The 20474-nt window shown below is 76.7% G+C and carries 20 protein-coding genes and 1 riboswitch; of the genes, 8 read left to right on the top strand and 12 right to left on the bottom strand.

Annotated features, from left to right (window positions below; translation table 11 throughout):
- Positions 1 to 73 precede the first annotated feature (73 nt).
- The 3 genes from ACFY07_RS00730 to ACFY07_RS00740 all read right to left on the bottom strand — a co-directional run bounded on the left by ACFY07_RS00730 (position 74) and on the right by ACFY07_RS00740 (position 3202).
- Positions 74 to 529 (bottom strand): VOC family protein, encoded by a 456-nt coding sequence (locus tag ACFY07_RS00730; RefSeq protein WP_390866724.1) that lies wholly within the window; start codon positions 527 to 529, stop codon positions 74 to 76.
- A 243-nt stretch (positions 530 to 772) separates the two neighbouring features.
- Positions 773 to 1543 (bottom strand): GntR family transcriptional regulator, encoded by a 771-nt coding sequence (locus ACFY07_RS00735; protein WP_230647918.1) that lies wholly within the window; start codon positions 1541 to 1543, stop codon positions 773 to 775.
- Positions 1544 to 1837: 294 nt separating this feature from the next.
- A complete protein-coding gene (locus tag ACFY07_RS00740) occupies positions 1838 to 3202 on the bottom strand; it encodes an FAD-dependent oxidoreductase (protein WP_390866725.1) in 1365 nt (454 codons plus the stop codon).
- Between the two features lie 217 nt (positions 3203 to 3419).
- On the opposite strand from ACFY07_RS00740, the gene ACFY07_RS00745 reads away from it, so the two are divergent.
- From ACFY07_RS00745 to ACFY07_RS00755, 3 genes are all read left to right on the top strand, one after another.
- A complete protein-coding gene (locus ACFY07_RS00745; RefSeq protein WP_390866726.1) occupies positions 3420 to 3830 on the top strand; it encodes an SseB family protein in 411 nt (136 codons plus the stop codon).
- A gap of 163 nt (positions 3831 to 3993) precedes the next feature.
- Entirely contained in the window at positions 3994 to 4689 is a 696-nt protein-coding gene (locus ACFY07_RS00750) for a nucleotidyltransferase domain-containing protein (protein ID WP_390866727.1), read from the top strand.
- A 294-nt stretch (positions 4690 to 4983) separates the two neighbouring features.
- A complete protein-coding gene (locus ACFY07_RS00755; protein ID WP_390866728.1) occupies positions 4984 to 5820 on the top strand; it encodes a TrmH family RNA methyltransferase in 837 nt (278 codons plus the stop codon).
- Between the two features lie 323 nt (positions 5821 to 6143).
- Here the strand turns inward: ACFY07_RS00755 and ACFY07_RS00760 are convergent, their stop codons facing one another.
- A complete protein-coding gene (locus ACFY07_RS00760) occupies positions 6144 to 6629 on the bottom strand; it encodes an SRPBCC family protein (RefSeq protein WP_390866729.1) in 486 nt (161 codons plus the stop codon).
- 7 nt (positions 6630 to 6636) lie between these two features.
- The gene (locus ACFY07_RS00765; RefSeq protein WP_230647258.1) at positions 6637 to 7068 is read right to left on the bottom strand and encodes a VOC family protein; all 432 of its coding nucleotides are present in this window, start codon (positions 7066 to 7068) and stop codon (positions 6637 to 6639) included.
- A 136-nt stretch (positions 7069 to 7204) separates the two neighbouring features.
- On the opposite strand from ACFY07_RS00765, the gene ACFY07_RS00770 reads away from it, so the two are divergent.
- On the top strand, positions 7205 to 7735 hold the full coding sequence (locus ACFY07_RS00770) for a gamma carbonic anhydrase family protein (RefSeq protein WP_230647260.1): 531 nt from the start codon (positions 7205 to 7207) through the stop codon (positions 7733 to 7735).
- 127 nt (positions 7736 to 7862) lie between these two features.
- Here ACFY07_RS00770 and sugE read toward each other — a convergent pair whose 3' ends face one another.
- Positions 7863 to 8183: a quaternary ammonium compound efflux SMR transporter SugE gene (gene sugE / locus ACFY07_RS00775; RefSeq protein ID WP_390866730.1), complete on the bottom strand. Its 321-nt coding sequence runs from the start codon at positions 8181 to 8183 to the stop codon at positions 7863 to 7865.
- A gap of 37 nt (positions 8184 to 8220) precedes the next feature.
- Positions 8221 to 8284, bottom strand: a riboswitch (guanidine-III (ykkC-III) riboswitch).
- A 236-nt stretch (positions 8285 to 8520) separates the two neighbouring features.
- Here sugE and ACFY07_RS00780 point away from each other — a divergent pair.
- The gene (locus tag ACFY07_RS00780; protein WP_390866731.1) at positions 8521 to 9315 is read left to right on the top strand and encodes an SGNH/GDSL hydrolase family protein; all 795 of its coding nucleotides are present in this window, start codon (positions 8521 to 8523) and stop codon (positions 9313 to 9315) included.
- Positions 9316 to 9507: 192 nt separating this feature from the next.
- Here the strand turns inward: ACFY07_RS00780 and ACFY07_RS00785 are convergent, their stop codons facing one another.
- From ACFY07_RS00785 to ACFY07_RS00795, 3 genes are all read right to left on the bottom strand, one after another.
- Positions 9508 to 10797 carry an HTTM domain-containing protein gene (locus ACFY07_RS00785; protein WP_390866732.1) on the bottom strand — a complete coding sequence of 430 codons (1290 nt, stop codon included), beginning with the start codon at positions 10795 to 10797 and terminating at the stop codon, positions 9508 to 9510.
- Between the two features lie 3 nt (positions 10798 to 10800).
- A complete protein-coding gene (locus tag ACFY07_RS00790) occupies positions 10801 to 11661 on the bottom strand; it encodes a DUF5819 family protein (protein ID WP_390866733.1) in 861 nt (286 codons plus the stop codon).
- A 187-nt stretch (positions 11662 to 11848) separates the two neighbouring features.
- On the bottom strand, positions 11849 to 12601 hold the full coding sequence (locus ACFY07_RS00795; protein WP_390866734.1) for a hypothetical protein: 753 nt from the start codon (positions 12599 to 12601) through the stop codon (positions 11849 to 11851).
- A gap of 464 nt (positions 12602 to 13065) precedes the next feature.
- On the opposite strand from ACFY07_RS00795, the gene ACFY07_RS00800 reads away from it, so the two are divergent.
- Both ACFY07_RS00800 and ACFY07_RS00805 read left to right on the top strand, forming a co-directional pair.
- Positions 13066 to 13593 carry a DUF1990 family protein gene (locus ACFY07_RS00800; RefSeq protein ID WP_390866735.1) on the top strand — a complete coding sequence of 176 codons (528 nt, stop codon included), beginning with the start codon at positions 13066 to 13068 and terminating at the stop codon, positions 13591 to 13593.
- A gap of 67 nt (positions 13594 to 13660) precedes the next feature.
- The gene (locus tag ACFY07_RS00805; RefSeq protein WP_390866736.1) at positions 13661 to 15070 is read left to right on the top strand and encodes a GNAT family N-acetyltransferase; all 1410 of its coding nucleotides are present in this window, start codon (positions 13661 to 13663) and stop codon (positions 15068 to 15070) included.
- A gap of 124 nt (positions 15071 to 15194) precedes the next feature.
- On the opposite strand, the gene glmS is transcribed toward ACFY07_RS00805, so the two are convergent.
- Both glmS and ACFY07_RS00815 read right to left on the bottom strand, forming a co-directional pair.
- The gene (glmS, locus tag ACFY07_RS00810) at positions 15195 to 17021 is read right to left on the bottom strand and encodes a glutamine--fructose-6-phosphate transaminase (isomerizing) (protein WP_390866737.1); all 1827 of its coding nucleotides are present in this window, start codon (positions 17019 to 17021) and stop codon (positions 15195 to 15197) included.
- A 269-nt stretch (positions 17022 to 17290) separates the two neighbouring features.
- Positions 17291 to 17566 carry a hypothetical protein gene (locus ACFY07_RS00815; protein WP_390866738.1) on the bottom strand — a complete coding sequence of 92 codons (276 nt, stop codon included), beginning with the start codon at positions 17564 to 17566 and terminating at the stop codon, positions 17291 to 17293.
- Positions 17567 to 17835: 269 nt separating this feature from the next.
- Here ACFY07_RS00815 and ACFY07_RS00820 point away from each other — a divergent pair, with 269 nt between their 5' ends.
- A complete protein-coding gene (locus ACFY07_RS00820) occupies positions 17836 to 19284 on the top strand; it encodes a pyridoxal phosphate-dependent decarboxylase family protein (RefSeq protein ID WP_390866739.1) in 1449 nt (482 codons plus the stop codon).
- A 116-nt stretch (positions 19285 to 19400) separates the two neighbouring features.
- Here ACFY07_RS00820 and ACFY07_RS00825 read toward each other — a convergent pair whose 3' ends face one another.
- Positions 19401 to 20375 carry a GNAT family N-acetyltransferase gene (locus ACFY07_RS00825; protein ID WP_390866740.1) on the bottom strand — a complete coding sequence of 325 codons (975 nt, stop codon included), beginning with the start codon at positions 20373 to 20375 and terminating at the stop codon, positions 19401 to 19403.
- Between the last annotated feature and the right edge of the window lie 99 nt (positions 20376 to 20474).

Here is a 20474-nt window from a genome sequence, read left to right on the forward strand (position 1 = left end):
CGGCGCAGCCGTGCCGGTCGCGGCCGTCGCCGCGTGGCGGCGACCGGCGCGGCCGCACCGGCTCCCGGAGTTCCTAGACGACGCAGAACTCGTTGCCCTCCGGGTCCCGCAGCAGGGCGGCACAGTGGCCGCTGTCCGGCTCATCCGTGGTCCGCACCACCGTGGCACCGGCTCTGACCAGCCGTTCCACCTCGGCGGCCACGCGCTGCCTGCGCACGGCCACCGGGACGTCGCGCCCACCGCCGACCTTCAGGTCGAAGTGGATCCGGTTCTTGGCGGTCTTGGGTTCCGGAACCTGCTGGAACCACACGCGCGGCCCCTGCCCGGCCGGATCGACGATCGATTCCGGCGTGTCCCCGGCACCGGCCGGCAGTTCCTCGTCGGGCACCCCCGAAGCCACCCAGTAGTCCCGCCACGTGGCATGGCCTCCCGGCGGGGCTTCGGGCACGTATCCGAGGGCCTCGCTCCAGAAGGCCACCAGTCTCCGCGGGTCGGCGCAGTCGACGGTCAGTTGCAGCGTCATCTCCATGCCCGGAGCCTGCCAGACGGGACTGACGGACGTCTCTCCCCGCGTCTGCCCGGCCGCCCCCTCGGCCGGGGAGGTCCACGTGCGCCGCAGGCCCCAGCGGTCCGCCCCGCATCGCCGGTCCGGTGATCGCGGCGCCGGCTCGCGCCGAGGGCGTGGGGGCGGGACCGGCCTGCCGCCGGCCCCGCCCTCGCGCAGTGGGGGGCGGGCGGACCGGGCAGCGGGGAGCGGTGCTGTGGCGGACCGTCAGGAGGCCGTGCGGACCTCGGAGAGGGCGGCGCCCACCGGGGCGACCTCGACCAGGCCGGTCTCGCCGAAGGTGAGCCGGCACGTGTCGGCCCGGTAGGTGGAGACGGCGAGCGCGGCGATGCGGCCCCCGGCGGCGTACTGGGTGGTGACGACCAGGACGGGCGTGCCCGGCGGCCGCTGCAGCAGCCGGGCCTCCTCGGCCTCGGCCACGCCGAGCTCCACCGCACGCGACTCCCCCGCCAGCTCCAGCCGCTGGAGCTGGCGCAGCACGGAGCGGCCGCGCCCGGTGTCGGCGGCGAAGCCGGGCAGGTGGGGCACGGCGGAGTCGGGCACGTGGAGCACCTCGGTGCCGACGGCCTGGCCGCCCGTCGACCGGACCCGCCGGACGGTGTGGACGGGCTCGTCGGCGGGGATGCCGAGGGCCTCGGCCAGCTTCGGGGCGGGCGCGGCGGTGGTGCAGCCGACGATCCGCCAGGCGGCGTCCTCGGTACCGGGCCAGCTCTCCTCCGCGGGACGGACCGGCACGGCCGTGCGGGGGGCGGCGACGAGGGTGCCGATGCCGCGGCGGCGGACCAGCCGGCCCTCCAGCTCCAGCTGGTCCAGGGCCTGGCGCAGGGTCGCGCGGGCGACGCCGAAGCGGGCGGCGAGCTCCCGCTCGTTGGGGATGACCTCGCCGGTGGCGAACTCGGAGTCGATGGCGCGCAGCAGCACGGTGCGCAGGTGCCAGTACTTGGGCTCCGGCGCAGGTTCGTGCCCCGTGGTCCCCACCATGTCCTCCACCCCTGGACGGCCGGGCCGCAGACGGGCCTTTTCGCGTCCTTCTTTATTAAAGGTGTTTGCAGTAAGGGACAGTAGGGCGCCCGCGGGGAGATGGTCAAGACCAATGTGGCCGCGGCGGGCCACCGGGGCGGACCGCAGGGGACGGGCCCCGCGGGCAGCGCCGGGCGGCCTCCCGGCGGCAGGCCGGGAGGCGGGGCGGACCGGCGGACCGGGCGAGCCGGCGGACCGGGCGGACCCGCGGACCGGGCGGGCGGGTCCGCAGGTGGCCGGCCCGGGCGGCGGTCAGGCGGACAGGGCGGCCGCGGCCTTGCGGGCGGCGACCAGCACCGGATCCCAGACCGGGGAGAACGGCGGCGCGTAGCCGAGGTCCAGGGCGGTCATCTGCTCGACGGTCATCCGGGCGGTGATCGCCACGGCGGCGGTGTCGATCCGCTTGGCCGCGCCCTCCCGGCCGACGATCTGCATGCCGAGGAGCCGCCCGGTGCGCAGCTCGGCGATGGCCTTGACGGTCATCGGCGCCGCGCCCGGGTGGTAGCCGGCGCGGCTGGTGGACTCCACCACCGCCGTGGTGAACTGCAGGCCGGCCTCGCGGGCGTCCCGCTCCAGCAGCCCGGTGCGGGCGATCTCCAGGGAGCAGACCTTGCTGACGGCCGTGCCGACCACGCCCGGGAAGGTCGCGTAGCCGCCGCCGATGTTGGTCCCGATGACCAGGCCGTGCTTGTTGGCGTGGGTACCGAGGGGGATGTGGGCGAGACGGCCGGAGACCAGGTTGAGGACCTCCACGCAGTCGCCACCCGCCCAGACGCGCTCGGCGCCGCGCACCCGCATCGCCAGGTCGGTGACGAGGCCGCCGTGGGCGCCCAGCGGGAGGCCCGCCTCGCGGGCCAGTCCGGTGCGGGGGCGCACGCCCAGGCCGAGGACGACGACGTCCGCCGGGTACTCGGCGTCCGCGGTGGCCACGGCGCGGGCGCGGCCGTCCCCGTCCAGCAGCACCCCGGTGACCTCGGCGCCGGTGACGACGTCGATGCCCATGCCCTCCATCGCCTCGTGGACCATGCGTCCCATGTCGGGGTCGAGGGTCGCCATGGGCTGCTCGGCCCGGTCCACCACGGTGACCTCCAGACCGCGGCGGACCAGGGCCTCGGCCATCTCGACGCCGATGTACCCGGCGCCGACCACCACGGCCCGGCGGCAGTCGCGGTCCAGCGCGGCGATCAGCTCCCGGCCGTCGTCGAGGGTCTGCACGCCGTGCACGCCCGGCGCGCCGATGCCGGGGACGGGCGGGCGCACCGGCTCGGCCCCGGTGGCGACCACCAGGTGGTCGTAGCCCAGCCACTGCCCGCCGCCGCCGTCGCCGTCCAGGTCGCGGACCCGGACCCGGCCGCGGTCCGGGTCGATCTCGACGGCCTCGGTGCGCAGCCGCAGGTCGATGCCGCGTGCGCGGTGCTCCTCGGGGGTGCGGGCGATCAGGGCGTCCTCGGCGGACACGTCCCCGCCGATCCAGTAGGGGATGCCGCAGGCCGAGTAGGAGGCGGTGCGCCCCCGTTCCACGGCGACGACCTCCAGGTCGCCGCGGCGGCGGCGCGCCTGGGAGGCGGCGGTCATGCCCGCCGCGTCGCCGCCGATGACGACCAGCCGCTCCGCCATGCCGTCCGCTCCTTCTCCGCAGTGCGCCGGGGGCACCGTCCCACCCGCCGGCCGCGCCACGACCCTAGGCCGCCGGGCCGGTGCGGGGGCGGCGACACGGCCGGGCGCGGGCCGCGGGTGACGGGCGTCACGGGATCCGGCGGAGTCCGTACGCATGCGACCGGACGGCTCGGGTACCCGAGGTCCTTGTACCGGAATCCCCAGGGAGGAAGAGACCATGACGGAGAACACCGCCGGCACCCCCGCCTCCGAAGGGCACGTGCCCGGAGCGGAGGCCCTGCACGCGATCGCCACGGGCGGCGACCAGCAGGCCGCGATGACGACGCTGGCGCAGAGCGAGGTGCTGCTGCCGGTGGCCGACGAGGGCGGCGAGAGCGATCCGCAGGTCGTCCAGCTGCCCGTCTACGAGCAGCAGGACGGCACCCGCCTGGTGCCGGTCTTCACCTCGGAGGCGACGCTCGCGGCGGCCATGCCGGACGTGCGGCAGTACCGCAACGTGCCGATGTCGGCGCTGGGCGGGGGCTGGCCCTCGGACGACCTGTGCCTGGCCGTGGACCCCGGCTCGCCGGACGCGCTCAACCTGACGGCCGACAACGTCAAGGCCCTCCCGACGCTCGCGGGCGCCTGAGGGCGGCCCCCCGCCGCGCGCGGCGGGGGGCGGCACCGTGCCGGGTGCCGCCCCCCGCCGCGTCCGCGCCCGACCCCGGTCCCCCCGGTCCGGGCAGGAGCAGGAGCGGGGACGAACGGAAAACCGGGGGACGCGCGCACCCCGACGTCGGCAGACTGCGCCCATGGAACCCCTGGAGACCGCGCAGGAGATCGTCCGCACCCGCTTCCCGCAGGCCAGGGCGGCCTTCCTGGCGGGGAGCGTCCTGACCGCGCGCCGCACCCCCGCCTCCGACCTGGACGTCGTGGTCCTGCTCGCCGGGCCGCCCGCCCCCTTCCGGGAGAGCCTGGTGCACCGGGGGTGGCCGGTGGAGCTGTTCGTGCAGACGGAGCAGGACTGGCGGGCCTTCGCCGAGCGGGAGACGGCGGCGCGCCGCTCCCCGCTGCCGGCGATGTGCGCCGAGGGGGTGCTGCTCGTGGACGCGGACGGCCTGGGGGCCGCCCTGCAGGCCGAGGCGCGGGAGCGGTTCGCGGCCGGTCCGCCGCCGGTGCCGGCCGACGTGCTGGACGACCACCGGTACGTGCTCACCGACCTGCTGGACGACCTGCGGGGGTGCGCCGACACCCGTGAGCAGGCGTACCTGGCGGCGGCGCTGCTGCTGCGGGCGTCGGAGTTCGCCCTGCTGGCGCGGGGGCACTGGCTGGGCAGCGGCACGTGGCTGTCGCGGCGGCCCGCGGAGGCGGACCTGTCGCTGCACGACCGGCCGGCGCAGGCGGCGGCCGAGGCGGCCGCAGGGCGGTCCGGCCGCCTGGCGGACGTGGTGGAGGAGGTCCTGGACCGGGCGGGCGGCCCGCTGTGGGCGGGGTACGCCCGCAGGTGACCGGGCCGGGTCCGGCCCCTTCCGCCCCGGCCCGCGACGCCGCCCCGACCGGCGCCGTCCTCCTCGAGGCGGGCCGCGGAGGGCGCATCGGGCGGCGCTGCGGCCCTGGCCCCGTGCCTCTGCGGCCATGGCCGGGGCGCCAGGAGGACTGGTGCACCCGAGGCACGCGCTGCGCGTCGAGGCGCCGCCCCGGACGGCTCCCGGCTGCCTGCCCCGTCCGGCCCCCGGGATGCGCCGGTGCGGACTCCGTAGGCTTGGGGCGCATCGTGGAACTCAGCTCACCTTGGAGGACGGGTGCCGGCGGCCCAGCGGATGACGTCTCGCAATGCCCGGTTCCAGCAGTGGGAGTCACTGCTGACCAACCGCAGCAAGCGCACGCGCGCGCGGGAGTTCCTCGTCCAGGGCGTGCGCCCGATCTCCCTCGCCGTGGAGCACGGCTGGCCGATCCACGCGCTGCTTTACGACGGGAGGCGGAAGCTGTCGCGCTGGGCGGAGGAACTCCTCCGCACCGTGAGGACCGAGCGGATCGCGATGGCACCGGACATGCTGGCGGACCTGGGGGAGAAGAACGAGAGCATTCCGGAGGTGATCGCCGTCGTGGGGATGCCGGCCGACGATCTCGACCGGATCAGCGCGGGGGACGATTTCCTGGGCGTGCTGTTCGACCGGCCGACGAGCCCGGGGAACATCGGCAGCATCATCCGCAGTGCGGACGCCTTCGGGGCCGACGGGCTGATCGTCTCGGGCCACGCGGCCGACGTGTACGACTCCAAGTCGGTGCGGGCCAGCACCGGGTCGCTGTTCGCCCTGCCGGCGGTCCGGGTGCCGTCGCCGGCCGAGGTGACCGGGTGGGTGGAGGCCAAGCGCGCCCAGGGGACGCCGATCGTGCTGGTCGGCACGGACGAGGAAGGCGACTGCGACGTCTTCGACTTCGACTTCACCCAGCCGACCCTGCTGCTGGTCGGCAACGAGACCACGGGGCTGAGCAGTACGTGGCGGGACCTGTGCGACCGCACGGTCGCCATCCCGATGACCGGGGCCGCGAGTTCGCTGAACGCCGCGAACGCCGCGACCGCCGTGCTCTACGAGGCCTCCCGGCAGCGGATCGCTGCCCGGAGGCGCTCGGCGTGACCGCCGTCCGGGTCCGGGTCCCGCCGGCTGCCGCCCGGCCGTGGACCGCCGGGTACGTCGCGGCGGCCACCCCGTGGCCCCGCCGTTCGACGGCCGCACTCCGGACGCGCCCCGGACGCGCTCCGGGCCGGGCAGGCCGCGCGGCCTGAGCGACGGCAGCACCTGCCCGCCCACGGCCCGAGGACCCCGCAGACCCCGGCCCGGGCGTCGGACCCCGGCCGTGCCCACCGGGCCACCACCCGCCGGCGGCCCCCGGCCGCCGCGGACGGCCCGGACGGCCCCGCTCGACCGCCCGGCCGGACCGGGGAGGCTCGCGGCCCCGTTCAGCCGGCGGGCGGTCCGGCGGCGTCAGCGCGGCCCGCGGCGTACCCCGCCAGGAAGGCCGCGAGGCCGCGCCGGCCGCTGCGCATCATCAGGGCGTGGTTGGCCGTGAAGGCGGGCCGGGCCGGGAGGGCGAGGCGGCGCATCAGCGGCCTGCCGGGGCGCACGTCCTCCTCGAAGAGGACGAGGCTGCCGCCGGGCCGGGGCGTGACGGTCCAGCGGGACCAGCCGCGCAGGTCCCCGTCGAGGGCGGCCTCCAGCACCCCGGCCGCCGGGTCGCGCCGGACCTGCTCCGCGCCGAACACCAGGACGTACGGGAGCAGCGAGCGGACCGTGAACACGCCCCGGCGGTCGTCGGTGCGGCGGACGGACCGGACCTCCGGCCACCACAGGGGGTAGCGGGGGACGTCCTCCAGCACCCGCCAGGCGTCGCCCGGCGGCGCGGCGAGCTCCCAGCGGGAGGCGAAGCGGTAGTGGTTGGGGTCCACGGCGGCCTCAGGGCAGGTCGAGGCGGCCCTCGGCGGTGAGGGGGAAGCCGGGGTTGTGGGCCAGCTCCCAGAGGTGCCCGTCGGGGTCCTCGAAGTAGCCGGAGTAGCCGCCCCACGACGTGTGCTTCGGGGGCTTGACGACGGTGGCGCCGGCGGCGACCGCGCCCTCCATGGCCCGGTCGACGGCGGCGTCGTCCTCCAGGTTGATCGCGAGGGTGACGCCGCGGAACGCCGACTCGGGCTCCGAGGGCACCCCTGCGTCCGCCGCCAGCTCCTCCGCCGGGAAGAGGCCGAGGGCGGAGTCCGCGGTGCGGAACCAGACGATCTCCGCGCTGGAGGCGCCGGACCGCTGCCAGCCCAGGGCCTCGTAGAAGCGGGCGCTGGCCTCCAGGTCGGACACGCCCAGGGTGACGATGCTGATCCTTGCGGGAACGGTCATGCCCCGCAGCCTAGACGCGGGCACCGACAGCCGCCCGGGGGCGCGGCGCGGCGCGCCCCCGGGGCGGCCGGTAGCGTACGGGCTCCCGGGCCGCCTGGAGCCCGGCCGGACGGTGCGGCGAGGGCGAGGAGCGGGCATGGCGGAGGCGCTGGTGGCGGCGGTGGCGGGCCGGGAGCCGGAGGTGGACCCGGAGGCGTTCACCGCGCCGACGTCGGTGGTGGTGGGCCGGGTGCGGCTGGCCGCCGGGGCGAGCGTCTGGTACCACGCGGTGCTGCGCGGCGACGCCGAGGACATCACCGTGGGGCGGGACACGAACGTGCAGGACAACTGCACCGTGCACGCCGACCCGGCCTTCCCCGCGGTCCTGGGCGAGCGGGTCTCGGTGGGGCACAACGCTGTGCTGCACGGCTGCACCATAGAGGACGACGTGCTGGTGGGGATGGGTGCGACCGTCCTCAACGGGGCGCGGATCGGCGCGGGTTCGCTGGTCGCGGCCGGCGCCGTGGTCCCGCAGGGGATGCAGGTCCCGCCGGGCTCCCTGGTCGCGGGGGTGCCCGCGAAGGTGAAGCGGCCGCTGGGCGAGGAGGAGCGGGCCGGGATCCGGGCGAACGCCGAGGGGTACCTGCTGCTGGCGCGGGCGCACCGCGAGGCGCTCGGGAAGGGCTGACCCGGGGCCGCCGGGAGCGCCGGGGCCCGCGTCCCTCGGCCCGGGGCCGCCGCAGGGACGGCGGCCCCGGGCTGAGGCGCGCGGGCCGGGGCCGAGGGTCCGGCCCGTCGGTGCCCGTCGGTGCCCGTCAGTGCCCGGACGTGGCCTTGAGGCCGACGACGGCGACGAGCAGCAGGGCGAGGAAGGCCAGCCGGGCCGGGCTCGCGGACTCGCCGAGCAGGACGACGCCGAGCACCGCCGCGCCGGTGGCGCCGATGCCGACCCAGACCGCGTAGGCGGTGCCGACCGGCAGCGTCCGGGCGGCGAGCGCGAGCAGGGCCATGCTGGAGACGATCCCGGCGCCGGTGAGGACGCTGGGCACGAGGCGGGTGAACCCCTCGGTGTACCTGAGCCCGACGGCCCAGGCGGCCTCGAGCAGACCGGCGACGACGACGTACAGCCACGCCATGGCGGGGCACCTCCCGGAGACGGATTCCGTGCGGACATCCGCGTCGTCTTCGCATGACCGGGTACGGCGCGCCTCGTCCGGGGGTCCCGCCGGGGCGGTCTCCGCCTCCAGTCTGCCCGCACTGCGGCCCCGGCGGGACCGGCGGCGGGCGGTGATCCCGGTCACCGGGCCCGGGCCGCCGGGCCGCGGGCCGCGCCGGTGCGGACCGCCGACGTGGCCCGGCGTCCCCGCACGGCCCTCCGGAGCAGGGGCCGGTCGGGCACGGACTCCCGGGCCGCCGGGCCGCCGGGGTCCGGCGGCGGGGCCCCGCGGGGCGGAGATTAGGATCGTCCGCGCCATGGAGAACACCACCGCACCCGCGCCCGCCTTCCGCAGCTACGTCGCCGTCGGCGACTCCTTCACCGAGGGCATGTGCGACGACCTGCACCCGGACGGCAGCTACCGCGGCTGGGCCGACCTGGTCGCCGCCCGCCTCGCCGCCGCGACCCCCGGCTTCCGCTACGCCAACCTGGCGGTGCGGGGCAAGCTGATCGGCCAGATCTGCGACGAGCAGGTCGGCGCCGCCGCCGCGATGGGTGCGGAGCTGGTGACCCTCGCGGGCGGTCTCAACGACGTGCTGCGGCCGGGCTGCGACGTGGCCGTGGTGGAGGCGAGGCTGGGCGAGGCGGCGGAGAAGCTGTCCGCCGGACCGCGCCGGGTCGTGATGTTCACCAGCACCGACCCGACCCGGCGGCTGAAGGGCAGCGCCCGGCTGCTGCCGGCGATCCTGCGGATGAAGGAGTTCGTGGAGGAGCTGGCGCGGCAGCGCGAGGAGGTCGTCGTGGTCGACCTCTTCTCCGCGCCCTGCTTCGACGACCCGCGGCTGTGGGACGAGGACCGCCTGCACCTCTCCCCCGAGGGCCACCGCCGGGTGGCCGAGGCGGTGCTGCAGGCGCTGGGGTTCCCGGCCTCCTTCGACTGGCGGGCCCCGCTGCCCCCGGCGGCCCCGGCGCGCCGGGGGGCGCGGCTCCGCGCGGACCTGCGGTGGCTGCGCATCCACCTGGGTCCGTGGATCGTCCGGCGGCTGACCGGCCGCTCGTCGGGCGACGGCCGCACGCCCAAGCGGCCGGAGCTGGCCCCGTACCAGGGGTGAGCCGGCCCGCCCCCGCGGCGGGACGGGGGGACCGGGCCGCGGCAGCGTCCGCCGCCGGCCGGCCGGGCCGCGCGGACGCCCGCAGGCGCGTCGCGCGTCGGTCCGATCCGGGGTGGCGCGGGGCGGGGCGGACCGCGGCGGCCGCAGATCACGCGGTCCGGGGCCCCGGGGATCGGCGGGCGTCCGCGGGATTCACACGCCGGTGACGGCGTTGACGGCGAGTCTGAGGCGCGCGTGGACGCCGAGGAGGCGGTGCGCGATGCGGCGGCCGGTGTCCGTGCAGCGCGTTCCGGTCCACAGGAGGAACGCGGTGGGGAGGAACACCGCATCACAGACGATCATGGCCAGGGACAGGAAGGGGATGCCGAGGATGACGGCGATCGCCGCGTGCTCGAGCATCATCGCGGCCAGCAGCACGTTCTTGACCTTGCGGTTGGCCAGGGTGAAGGGGAAGGCGACCTGCACCATGACGGTGCCGTAGCTCAGGGCCAGGACCGCCAGGGCGTTGGCCGAGAGGAGCGCGGCGAGCCCCGGCCAGGGGGTGAAGTAGTCCAGGTGCAGGGCGTAGTAGAGGGCGCTGCCCTCCTCCCACCGCGACCCCTGGATCTTGTACCAGCCGGCGGTGGAGTAAATCAGGCAGACCTGGACCGCGATGACGAGCACGGCCGCGTTGTGGAGCATGGCGGCGGAGGCGTCCAGCAGCGCGCGGGCCCGGTGGCGGGGGAACCAGCGGCCCGCCGCGTACCACAGGCCGTGGAGGGCCCACATGGTCCAGAAGGTCGCGGCCCAGCCGGAGGCGAAGCCGAAGGTCCACAGGTTCAGCAGGCCCAGCAGGGTCCAGGTGGCGACGGCGATGCGGTGGCGCCGGGGGGCCGGGCCGTGGCGGCGGGTGCGCCGGGCGTCGAGGGACCAGACCTGCGCGCAGCGCGTGAAGACGAGGTAGATGACCATGATGCGGATGACGTTGTCACCGCCGTCGCCCACGAGGGTGTTGCGGTTCTCCAGGGACAGGACGCCGATCATGAAGAGGACCGAGGTCAGGCGGGTGTGCCAGCCGAGCATCAGGAGGAGGGCGGCCACGAGGGTGGCGGTGTAGACGGCTTCGAACCACCAGCGGCCGGCCGACCAGGTCAGGACGGTCAGGCCGTGGTCGTGGCGCAGGGCGACGGCCGCCATGTCGACCGCCCAGGGGCTCCGGTCGCCGTAGAGGACACGGCGGTTCGGCCACTCGCGCAGCAGGTAGGCGGCGAAGACGGCGGCGAAGCCGATGCGCACGACCGCGGCCTGGTGGGGGGCGTGGGTGCGGGCGGCGAAGGCGAGGAACCGCGACAGGCGGTCGCGCAGGCCGGCGCGGGCCCGCGGGGCGGGAGCGGCGGGCGGGGCGGGGACGTCGGGCGGGACGGGAGCGGCGGGCGGGGCGGGGACGTCGGGCGGGACGGGGACGTCGGGGGCCGCCGTCATCGTCGTACGGTCGGTGGTCATGGGTCACAGCCCCCAGTAGTCCCGGTCGTTCACCGGCCACCACGGCAGCGTGCGGTAGGCGGTGGTCTGCGTCTGCTTCTCCCTCGTCCAGGACGGGGGGCGCACCAGGTTGGTGCGGCTTGCGAACTGGACGGCGACGACCCGCTCGCCATGCGCGGTGCGGCCCAGGCGCTGGAGCGCGATGCGCTTGAGGTACTCCACCGCGAGGTCGCCCCGGAAGCCGTCCGTGTTCCTCTCCTGCTGGTCGTGGGAGTTCAGGTAGGCGTCGAAGGCGCGGCGCAGCATGTTCTGGTCGGCGTGGCTGGGCAGCGGGTTGTGGCGGATCGCGGCGATGTCCTGGGCCGTCAGGTCGGTCCAGTCCCCGGTGCGGAGGGTGCCGCCGGGGCCCGCGGTCTGGAGCCTGGCGCCGACCGCGACGTTCTGCTGCAGCGGGTTGGGCGCGAAGAGCTTCCAGTCCTGCCCGAACTCCGGGTAGATGTAGGCGTTGATCTGCCGCTGGTACGCGTTGGTCGCCGCGTTGGCCGGGCCGATGCTCAGGAACACCAGCACCAGGTGGGCGAGCACCGCGCCGAGCAGGAGGACGGCCACGCCTGTCAGGACGACGAGGCTCGCCCCCGACCATGCGGGCGGGGCGTCCGCGGCTGCCGGCTGTGCGGACGGGCCGTCGGCGCCCTCGTCCGGTCGGGATGCGCCGTCGCCCGGGCGGGGGGAGGGCGTCTGCGGCGGACCCGCCTCCGGACCGGCTCCGCCCTTGCGCGGGGACTGCGCCCCGACCACGGGGGCGCCCGGCGCCCCGCCGGTGGGGCGGGGGCCGGCCTCCGCTTCGGCGGGACCGGGCAGACCACCGCCCGTCGCGTGCTTCATCAGGTTCCTTCCATTCTGCGGCTCGCACGGCCGAACTCTCGGGGCTGGCCGTGCGAGCCGCATCCCGGCGCGGTCGTTCGTCAAGGCGCCGGATCTACCGTGTTCCTGCGTACGGCGGGGCTCTCTCCTCCGGTGCGGGCGTCTCCGATGCGTCTACCGGAGCCGGAAGGCCCGCACGGGACGGGGCTCAGTTGTTGCCGTTCCCGTTCCCGTTCCCGTTGCCGTTCCCGTTGTTGCCGTTCATGCCGTTGTTGCCGTTGTTCCCGTTGTTTCCATTGTTGCCGTTGTTTCCGTTGTTTCCGTTGTTTCCATTGTTGCCGTTGTTTCCGTTGTTGCCGTTGCCGTTGGTGCCGATCAGACCCGTCGTGGCGCCGATCGGGAGGATCGAGATCGGGGACTGGATCAGGCTCGGACTGAACGACGCGTTCTGGTTGCAGAACCCCGTCGTCCTGCCGATGCAGTTGTGGTCGAGACGGAACGCCTCGTACTGGTTCTTGCGGAAGACGTTCACGTCGTTGCGGAAGTAGCGGCCGCGGAAGCCGCCACCCTCGTGGCCGTACCCCTCGCCCCGGCCTCGGCCGCCACGGTCGCGGCCCTCACCGCGGCCCCAGCCGCCGCGGTCACGGTCGCGGCCCTCACCGCGGCCGAACTCGCCGCGCCCGCGGTCTCCGTCCCGGCCGAAGTCACCTCGGTCGTTGTCGCCGCGGCCGAAGTCACCCCGGCCGTTGTCGCCCCGGCCGAAGTCGCCCTCACCGCGACCCCGCTCCTCACCGCCAGCCGGGCCGGCGTCGCCGGGACCGCCGACCTGGGGCAGAAGGCCGCCGACCATCCCCGAGACCCCGGGGAGCACCTGGTTGAGGGGGTTGGCGACCGCCACACCGCCCAGGACCATCGCACTCGCGAGGGAGACACCAACCGTCACCGCGCGGGAAACCCGCATACCCAACACCTCCGTTGACGAACGAGAAGGGCAGGAACTTGCCCTTCTTCGCTCGAAAACGACCGATCTCCGGCAAGGTTTCGTCGCGCGTCACCCGAATGGACAAACGGATGCACAGATCACTCGACCAGACCAACAGGACCCGATGCGGGCGGTCATTGGCATGCATCGCACGAGAGTTCCCCGAAGGGCCGTCCCGCAACCGGTCTCCGGCGGCGATAGGCAGGTCCCGCCCATCGGCGGCGGACCTGACCACGCGGTTCGGAGAAGGTCGGGCGCAGCAGCGTCCTTCGCAGCCGCGGTCGGCACACGCGCGGGGGTCGGCGTCGCCAGCGCCGGGACGCCGGGGCCGGGCCGCCGGGGTGCCGGTCCGCCGTCCCGGCCCCGGCGGGGAGGAGACTGGTACGGCGGTCCGCACCGGCAGCCGTGCGGGCGCCGGGGAGGACGGGCCGGGAGGCGGAGCGATGAGCGGTTTCACCTACCCCGAGGTCGGCGCGACGCGTGCGGGCGCGCTGCCGTCCGGCTACCACCACCTGCGGTACCGGACGCTGCTCGGGCACGGCCGGGACGTCCTGGAGGCCGCCGGGGAGGCGGTGCTGACGTGGCGGATGCACCGGGCGGCGGGGGTGCGGGTGCACGCCTCGGGGCGGGCGGCACCCGGCGTGGACGTCGAGGTGGTGCTCGGCGCCGGCCCGCTGCGGCTGCGGGCGCCCTGCCGGGTCGTGTGGGCGGCCGTCGAACCGGACCGCGCGGGTTTCGCGTACGGGACGCTGAGGGGCCACCCCGAGCGCGGCGAGGAGTCCTTCGTGGTGGAGAGGGGCGACGACGGGGCGGTGCGGCTCTCGGTGACCGCCTTCAGCCTCCCCGGCCGGTGGTTCACGCGGGCCGCCGGGCCCGTCGTCCCGTACGCCCAGCACCTGTACGCCAGGCGCTGCGGACAGGTGCTCCGGCGTCTCGCCGCAGCCGCCCCGCACTCTCCCGGAAGGCCATGAAGCACCCTTTACCGACAGGTCATCGGCAGTTCGTGATCGCGAAACACCGCCGCGGGACTCTGATGGCATGGAGCACCTGTCGAGAGACCACCACCGGAACCGGACCCACGCGCGGAGCCGCCGCTGGCGCCGGGAGGCCGTGGAGCTGTCCGCGCTCTTCCTCGCCGTGGCGACCGCCGACCTCGTCGCCGACGTGGTCGTCCACGGCCACGACGGGCCCGTGCTGCTCGCCGTCTCCGCGGCGGCGCTGCTGGGCGCGGCGCTCTTCCACGGCTGGTGGACGCACCGTCACACGCACGCCCCGCCCGGGCCCGATCCCACGCCCGGCGAGGCCGGGGAGGCACCGGTGAGCGGGGCCGCGGACGCCGCCGGGGGCGCCGGACCCGCCGCCGACAGCTTCTCGCTGTGGCGGATCCGCACCACCGTGGCCGACTCCCCCGGCAGCCTGGCGTCGCTGTGCGGGGCGCTGGCCCGACTGGGCGTCAACATCATCTCGCTGCAGACGCACCCGCTGGCGGCCGGCACGGTGGACGAGTTCCTGGTGCGCGCCCCCGTCGGGCTGCCGCGCGCCCGGCTGGCCGGGGCGCTGGCCGCCGCGGGCGGCCGGGACACCTGGGTCGACCGGGCCGACGCCCACGACCTGGTGGACGTGCCCACCCGCATCCTGGGCCTGGCCGCCCGCACCGCCCTGGACGCCGCCGAACTGCCCGTGGCGCTGCGGCAGCTCTTCGGGAGCTGCACCCTCCGCTCACTGCCCGCCGGCCCGGCACGGACGGAGGGGCCGCCGCCCCCGCACGCGCTGGACGGCGGGGTGATGCGGCTGCGGGAGCCCTCCGGCGGCGTCATCGAGGTGTCCCGGCCGCACCTGCCCTTCACCCCGACCGAGTTCGCGCGGGCCCGCGCCCTGGTGGAGCTGGACGCGGTGCTCGGCCCGCGCGTGCCCGCCGGACGGGAGTCCGTCATCCTGCCGGCCGGCGGCGAGGTCGCGGTGCGCCGCGCCGGCCCCGACGACCGGCGGGCGGCCGTGGAGCTGCACGGGCGCTGCTCGACGGCGACGCTGCGCCGCCGCTACCACGGCCCGGTCGGGGACGCCGACCGCTACCTGGCGCACCTGCTGGAGCCGCGGCACGGGCAGACCCTCGCCGCGGAGCTGCCGGACGGCAGGATCGTCGCCCTGGCGCACCTGATGTGGGACGGCGACGGGGCGGAGGTCGCGGTGCTGGTGGAGGACGCCTGGCAGCGGCGCGGCCTCGGCACGGGCCTGCTGCGGCGCCTCGCGGCGCTGGCCGGGGAGGCGGGCGTCACGAGCGTCCACGCAGTGACGCAGTCGTCCAACACGGCGATGGTCGCGGCGATGCGGCGGCTGGAGGTGCCGCTGGACTACGAGGCCGAGGACGGCACGCTGGTGGTCACCGCCCACCTGGAGCGCACGGCGGAGCCGGTCCCGGCCCCGTGGGGTCCGCCGCAGGCGGGGTGACGCACCGTCGTGCGGCCTGGAGCCGGAGGGGCCGGCGCCGGGTGCGGCGCCGGCCCCTCCGGACCGGGGGCGGCGGGACGGCGGGCGGGGCGGCCGGGCCCTCCGGGGCGTCCCGCGGGGGCGCCTACTCGACGGTGACGCTCTTCGCCAGGTTGCGGGGCCGGTCGACGTCCCGGCCGAGGGCGACGGCCGCGTGGTACGCGAGCAGCTGGAGCGGGATGCCCAGCAGCAGCGGGTCCAGCTCGGGCTCGCTCCTCGGCACCACGAGGGAGTCGTCGGCGAGGCGGGCGTCCGGCGCGCGGTGCCCGACGGTGAGGACCCGGCCGCCGCGGGCGCGGATCTCGCCGAGGGTGGTGAGGTTCTTGTCCAGCAGCTCGTCGTCGGGGACGACGGCGACGGTGGGCAGGCCGGGGCCGATCAGCGCCAGCGGTCCGTGCTTGAGCTCGCTCGCCGGGTAGGCCTCGGCGTGGACGTAGGAGACCTCCTTGAGCTTCTGGGCGCCTTCGCGGGCGACCGGCCAGCCGCGGACCCGCCCGACGAACATCATGCCGTCGTGCTTCGCGTACGCGGCGGCCAGCTGCGCGATCCGCTCCTCCTGGGCGAGGATCTCGCGGATCCGGTCCGGCAGCGCCTTCAGGCCCGCGCAGATCCGGCGGCCGTCGGCGGGCGACAGGTCGCGGATGCGGCCGAGGTGCAGGGCCAGCAGGGCGAACGCGACGGCGGTGCAGGTGAACGCCTTGGTGGAGGCGACGGAGACCTCCGGTCCGGCGTGCAGGTAGATCCCGCCGTCGCAGGCGCGGGCGATGGCGCTGCCGACGGTGTTGACGACGCCGAGGACCCGGCCGCCCTTGCGCCTGACCTCCTGGACGGCCGCCAGGGTGTCGTAGGTCTCGCCGGACTGGCTGACCGCGACGTAGAGGGTGTCGGCCTCGATCACCGGGTTGCGGTAGCGGAACTCCGAGGCGGGCTCGGCGTGGGCGGGGACGCGGGCCAGCTCCTCGATGAGCTGGGCGCCGGCCTCCCCCGCGTAGTGGGCGGAGCCGCAGCCGAGGATCTTGACCCGGCGGATCGCGCGCAGCTCGCGGGCGTCGAGGTTGAGGCCGCCGAGGTGGGCGGTGTGGAAGCGGTCGTCGAGGCGGCCGCGCAGGGTGCGCTCGACCGCGTCGGGCTGCTCGTGGATCTCCTTGGCGAGGAAGTGCTCGTGGCCGCCGGTGTCGTAGGATCCCACCTCCCAGTCGACGGTGGAGGGCTCCTTGGCGGTGGCGCGGGCGTCCTCGGTGAAGGTGCGGAAGCCGTCGGCGCGCACCACGGCGAGCTCGCCGTCGTCCAGGTGGACGACCTGGCGGGTGTAGCGGACCAGGGCGGCGACGTCGGAGGCGGCGAACATCTCCTTCTCGCCGATGCCGAGCACGATGGGGCTGCCGTTGCGGGCCACCACGACGCGGTCGGGCTGCGCGGAGTCCAGGACGGCGACGCCGTAGGTGCCGACCACGTGGGCGAGGGCCTGCCGGACGGCGTCCTCGAGCGCGACGCCCTCGCCCGCGTGCGCGGCGACGAGGTGGGCCAGCACCTCGCTGTCGGTCTCGGAGGCGAAGGCCGTGCCGTCGGCGGTGAGGCGGGCCCGCAGCTCGTCGGCGTTCTCGATGATGCCGTTGTGGACGACGGCGATGCGCTGCGCGGCGTCCAGGTGGGGGTGGGCGTTGGCGTCGCTGGGCACGCCGTGGGTGGCCCAGCGGGTGTGGCCGATGCCGGCGGTGCCCTTGAAGCGGGCGGGGACCGCCTCGGCGAGGTCGGCGACGCGGCCCTTGACCTTGCGGAGCCTGAGGCCGCCGGTGCGGCCGCAGACGGCGACCCCGGCGGAGTCGTAGCCGCGGTACTCCAGGCGCTGCAGGCCCTCCAGCAGGAGGGGCGCGGCGTCCTTGGGGCCGATGTAGGCGACGATGCCGCACATGGCGGGGTCCTTTCTGCAGGGGACACGGGGTCGGGGCGGGCGAGGTGAGGGGCGGTGCGGGCCGGCGGTCCGGCGGTGCAGTGGGGTCCGGCGGTGCAGTGGGGTCCGGCGGTGCAGTGGGGTCCGGCGGTGCAGTGGGGTCCGGCGGGGCGGTGCGGGCCGGCGGGGCGGTGCGGGCCGGCGGTCCGGCGGTGCAGTGGGGTCCGGCGGTGCAGTGGGGTCCGGCGGTGCGGTGCGGGCCGGCGGTGCGGGCCGGCGGGGCGGGCGGCTCAGCCGTAGACGATGCGGCGGAGCTGCCGGGCGGAGAGGGCCGGCGCGGCCACCCGGCGCGCGGGCAGCTCGGCGGTGACGCGGTCGAAGATCCGCTCGTTGGTCAGGCCGCGCGCCTGCAGCTCGCCGTGGCGGCGGCGCACGTACTCCTCGGTGGTCTCGGAGAAGTACGCGAGCACGTCGGCGACCACGCGCGCCGCCTCGCCGGGGGTCAGCGGGCTGGTGCGGACGAGGTGCACGAGGAGGTCCTCGTGGGGGTGGTGTGGGGTGGGCACGGGCCAGGAGCCTAGGCGCCGACGGACCCGGTCACCAAGATTCCTGCCCGAATTCGGGCAGGAATCCCGCTCTTCCGGCCCTGCGGGAGCCGAGGGGCGGCTCCGGGGAGCCCGGGACGGCCGGCGCCCGTCCCGGGGCCCCGGCGGTCCGGCGGGCTCCCCCGGTGCGGGCGCCGGCCGCGCGGGCCGTGCCCGTACGATCGACAGCGTCCGCAGCGCCGACGACGCCGCCCCGGGACGCACCGCCCCTCCCACCGCTGGAGCCGACGTTGAGCGAGACCCCCCGCGAGGACTTCCGCGCCGCCGCGCACACCGCCGCCGACCTGGTCGCCGACTACCTCGGCGCGGTGGCCGACCGGCCCGTGTGGCAGCCCGTCGACGAGGCCGCGCGGGAGCGGCTGCTCGGCGCGCCGCTGCCCGCCGCCGGACGCCCCCTGGAGGAGCTGCTGGCGGCGGTCGGCGAGCAGGTGATGCCCTACCCGATGGGCAACGGGCACCCCCGCTTCTTCGGGTGGGTGAACTCGGCCCCCGCACCCGCGGGCGTCCTCGCCACGCTCGCGGCGTCCGCCATGAACCCCAGCTCGGCCGGCGGCGACCACGCCGACGTGCACCTGGAGCGGGCCGTCGTGCGGTGGATCGCCGAGCTGGTGGGCTTCCCCCACGGGCCGGGCGCGGGCATCCTCACCTCGGGCACCTCGATGGCGACCGTCCTGTGCCTGGCGGCCGCCCGCGGCCGGGCCGCCCGCCGGGCCGGGTGGGACGTCCGCGAGGACGGCCTCGCCGCGATGCCCCCGCTGGTCGCGTACGCCACCGGCGAGACCCACTCCTGCGTGCGCAAGGCCGTCGAGCTGCTGGGGCTCGGCAGCCGGAACCTGCGCACGGTTCCGGCCGGCCCGGACGGCCGGATGGACGTCGCCGCGCTGCGCCGGGCGGTGGCCGCGGACCGGGCCGCCGGGCTGGTGCCGTTCCTGGTGGCCGCCTCCGCGGGCACGGTCAACACCGGCGCGGTCGACCCCCTCGACGCGGTCGCCGACCTCTGCGCCGAGGAGGAGCTGTGGCTGCACGTCGACGGCGCGTACGGCGCCTTCGGCGTGCTCGACCCGGAGATCGCCCACCGGTACGCGGGGATGGAGCGCGCCGACTCCCTCGCGCTGGACCCGCACAAGTGGCTGGGCGTGCCGGTGGACTGCGGCTGCGCCCTGGTCCGCGACGCGTCGGAGCTGCGCGGCACCTTCAGCCTGGTGCCGCCCTACCTGCGCGACGAGGAGGCGGGCGGCCTCGGCTGGTTCTCCGAGTACGGCATGGAGCAGACCCGCCCGTTCCGCTCGCTCAAGGTGTGGGCGACGATCGCCCACCGGGGGCGGGACGGGATCGCCGCGGACGTCGCCCGCTGCACGGCCCTGGCCCGGCGCCTGGGCGGGCTGGTGGAGAAGGACCCGGAGCTGGAGCTCGCCGCTCCGGTGGAGACCTCCATCGTGGCCTTCCGCCACCGTGTCCCCGGACTGCCGGAGGAGGACGCGGACGCCGTGAACCGGGCGCTGCCGCTCGCCGTGCAGCGGCGCGGCCGGGCGTTCGTCACCGGGACGGTGCTGGGCGGCCGGGAGGCCCTGCGGGCCTGCCTGCTGAACGCGGCCACGACGGAGGAGGACCTGGAGGTCCTGCTGGACGAGGTGCGCGCCGCGACGGCGGAGCTGGCGGCGGGGCTGCGGCGCGGCTGACCCGCGCCCGGTCCGGGCCGGTCCGGCGCGGCCCGCGGCCCGCGGCACCGGCGTCCGGCCGCCGCTTCCCCGGCCGCCTCGGGCCGCCGCCGGGCCGTCCCCGGGCCGCCGGGGCGTCACCCGGCGGGGACGACGGCCTCCCAGGTGTCCACGGCGTGGTCCAGGACCATCCTCCAGCCCTCGTAGAGGCGCAGGGCGCCGGTGGTGTTCTCCGTGTCGACGCCCAGTTCGACGGTGTCCCGGCCGCGCTCGGCGAAGGCGGCGAAGGCCAGCTCCAGCAGGTGGCCCCCGAGGCCCCGGCCCCGGGCCTCCTCCACCACGCCGAGGCGGCTGACCCAGCCCGCCGCCCCGCGGTCGTCGCGGCACTGCAGGACGGCGGCGTCGCCGAGGCCGTCGGCCGCGGCGGTCCAGCAGAGCGACCAGTCCTGCCGGTGGGTGTCGGCGGCCTCCCGCCACTCCTCGTAGCTGCGGGGGCGGTGGCCGTAGTGGGCGGCGAAGGTGCGCTCCAGCAGGGCGTGGGCGGCCCGGCGGCCGTCCTCGTCCTCGCAGGTCCGCAGGGTGACGCCCGGCGGCGGGGCCGGGACCGGGTCCGTGTCGCGGGAGACGGGCCGGGTGAGCACGTGGTGGCGGCGCACGCGCCGCCAGCCGCCGGCGGCGAGCCGGGCGGTGTCGGTGGTCGGCTCGGCGGCCAGGAGCAGGTGGAGCACGGCCCGGTCGGCGCCTGCGGCGGCGGCGCGCGCGGTCATCAGCCCCAGGACGTGGAAGCCGAGGTCCTGGTGGTCGGGGAGGGTGTAGTGGTCGAGATCGAGGCGCCCGCCGCCGGCGTCGCGCAGCAGGCCGTAGCAGACGGCCCGGCCGCCGCGGAGGCCGAGCCAGGAGCCGGTGGGCAGGTCGGTGCCGGGATCGGCCAGGTCGGCCTCGACCTCGTGCAGGTCGGTGCGGGCGGTGCCGGTCTCCAGGACGTCGATCGCGTTGAGGAGGGCCTGGACGGCCTCGGCGCCGTCCGGGGTCACCGGGCGGACGGAGGTGCCGGCGGGAGGGACGGGGGCAGCGGGCGCGGTGGCGCCCGCGGGCGTCGGGGATTCGGGCATGGGCCCCACTGTCGCGGGCGCCGGCCCGGCCGGGCAACGCATGTGCCGGGGACCCGCACGCGCCTCCCCGGCGGACATGGCGGACGTGATCGGGATCCG

Source organism: Streptomyces sp. NPDC001380, assembly GCF_042895785.1.
GTDB lineage: Bacteria > Actinomycetota > Actinomycetes > Streptomycetales > Streptomycetaceae > Peterkaempfera.

Excerpts from the sequence above, each read along its gene's own strand:
- ACFY07_RS00730 (WP_390866724.1), bottom strand. The coding sequence starts at position 529 with ATGGAGATGACGCTGCAACTGACCGTCGACTGCGCCGACCCGCGGAGA.
- ACFY07_RS00740 (WP_390866725.1), bottom strand. The coding sequence starts at position 3,202 with ATGGCGGAGCGGCTGGTCGTCATCGGCGGCGACGCGGCGGGCATGACC.
- ACFY07_RS00745 (WP_390866726.1), top strand. The coding sequence starts at position 3,420 with ATGACGGAGAACACCGCCGGCACCCCCGCCTCCGAAGGGCACGTGCCC.
- ACFY07_RS00750 (WP_390866727.1), top strand. The coding sequence starts at position 3,994 with ATGGAACCCCTGGAGACCGCGCAGGAGATCGTCCGCACCCGCTTCCCG.
- ACFY07_RS00765 (WP_230647258.1), bottom strand. The coding sequence starts at position 7,068 with ATGACCGTTCCCGCAAGGATCAGCATCGTCACCCTGGGCGTGTCCGAC.
- ACFY07_RS00770 (WP_230647260.1), top strand. The coding sequence starts at position 7,205 with ATGGCGGAGGCGCTGGTGGCGGCGGTGGCGGGCCGGGAGCCGGAGGTG.
- sugE (WP_390866730.1), bottom strand. The coding sequence starts at position 8,183 with ATGGCGTGGCTGTACGTCGTCGTCGCCGGTCTGCTCGAGGCCGCCTGG.
- ACFY07_RS00780 (WP_390866731.1), top strand. The coding sequence starts at position 8,521 with ATGGAGAACACCACCGCACCCGCGCCCGCCTTCCGCAGCTACGTCGCC.
- ACFY07_RS00785 (WP_390866732.1), bottom strand. The coding sequence starts at position 10,797 with ATGACCACCGACCGTACGACGATGACGGCGGCCCCCGACGTCCCCGTC.
- ACFY07_RS00790 (WP_390866733.1), bottom strand. The coding sequence starts at position 11,661 with ATGAAGCACGCGACGGGCGGTGGTCTGCCCGGTCCCGCCGAAGCGGAG.
- ACFY07_RS00795 (WP_390866734.1), bottom strand. The coding sequence starts at position 12,601 with ATGCGGGTTTCCCGCGCGGTGACGGTTGGTGTCTCCCTCGCGAGTGCG.
- ACFY07_RS00800 (WP_390866735.1), top strand. The coding sequence starts at position 13,066 with ATGAGCGGTTTCACCTACCCCGAGGTCGGCGCGACGCGTGCGGGCGCG.
- ACFY07_RS00805 (WP_390866736.1), top strand. The coding sequence starts at position 13,661 with ATGGAGCACCTGTCGAGAGACCACCACCGGAACCGGACCCACGCGCGG.
- glmS (WP_390866737.1), bottom strand. The coding sequence starts at position 17,021 with ATGTGCGGCATCGTCGCCTACATCGGCCCCAAGGACGCCGCGCCCCTC.
- ACFY07_RS00825 (WP_390866740.1), bottom strand. The coding sequence starts at position 20,375 with ATGCCCGAATCCCCGACGCCCGCGGGCGCCACCGCGCCCGCTGCCCCC.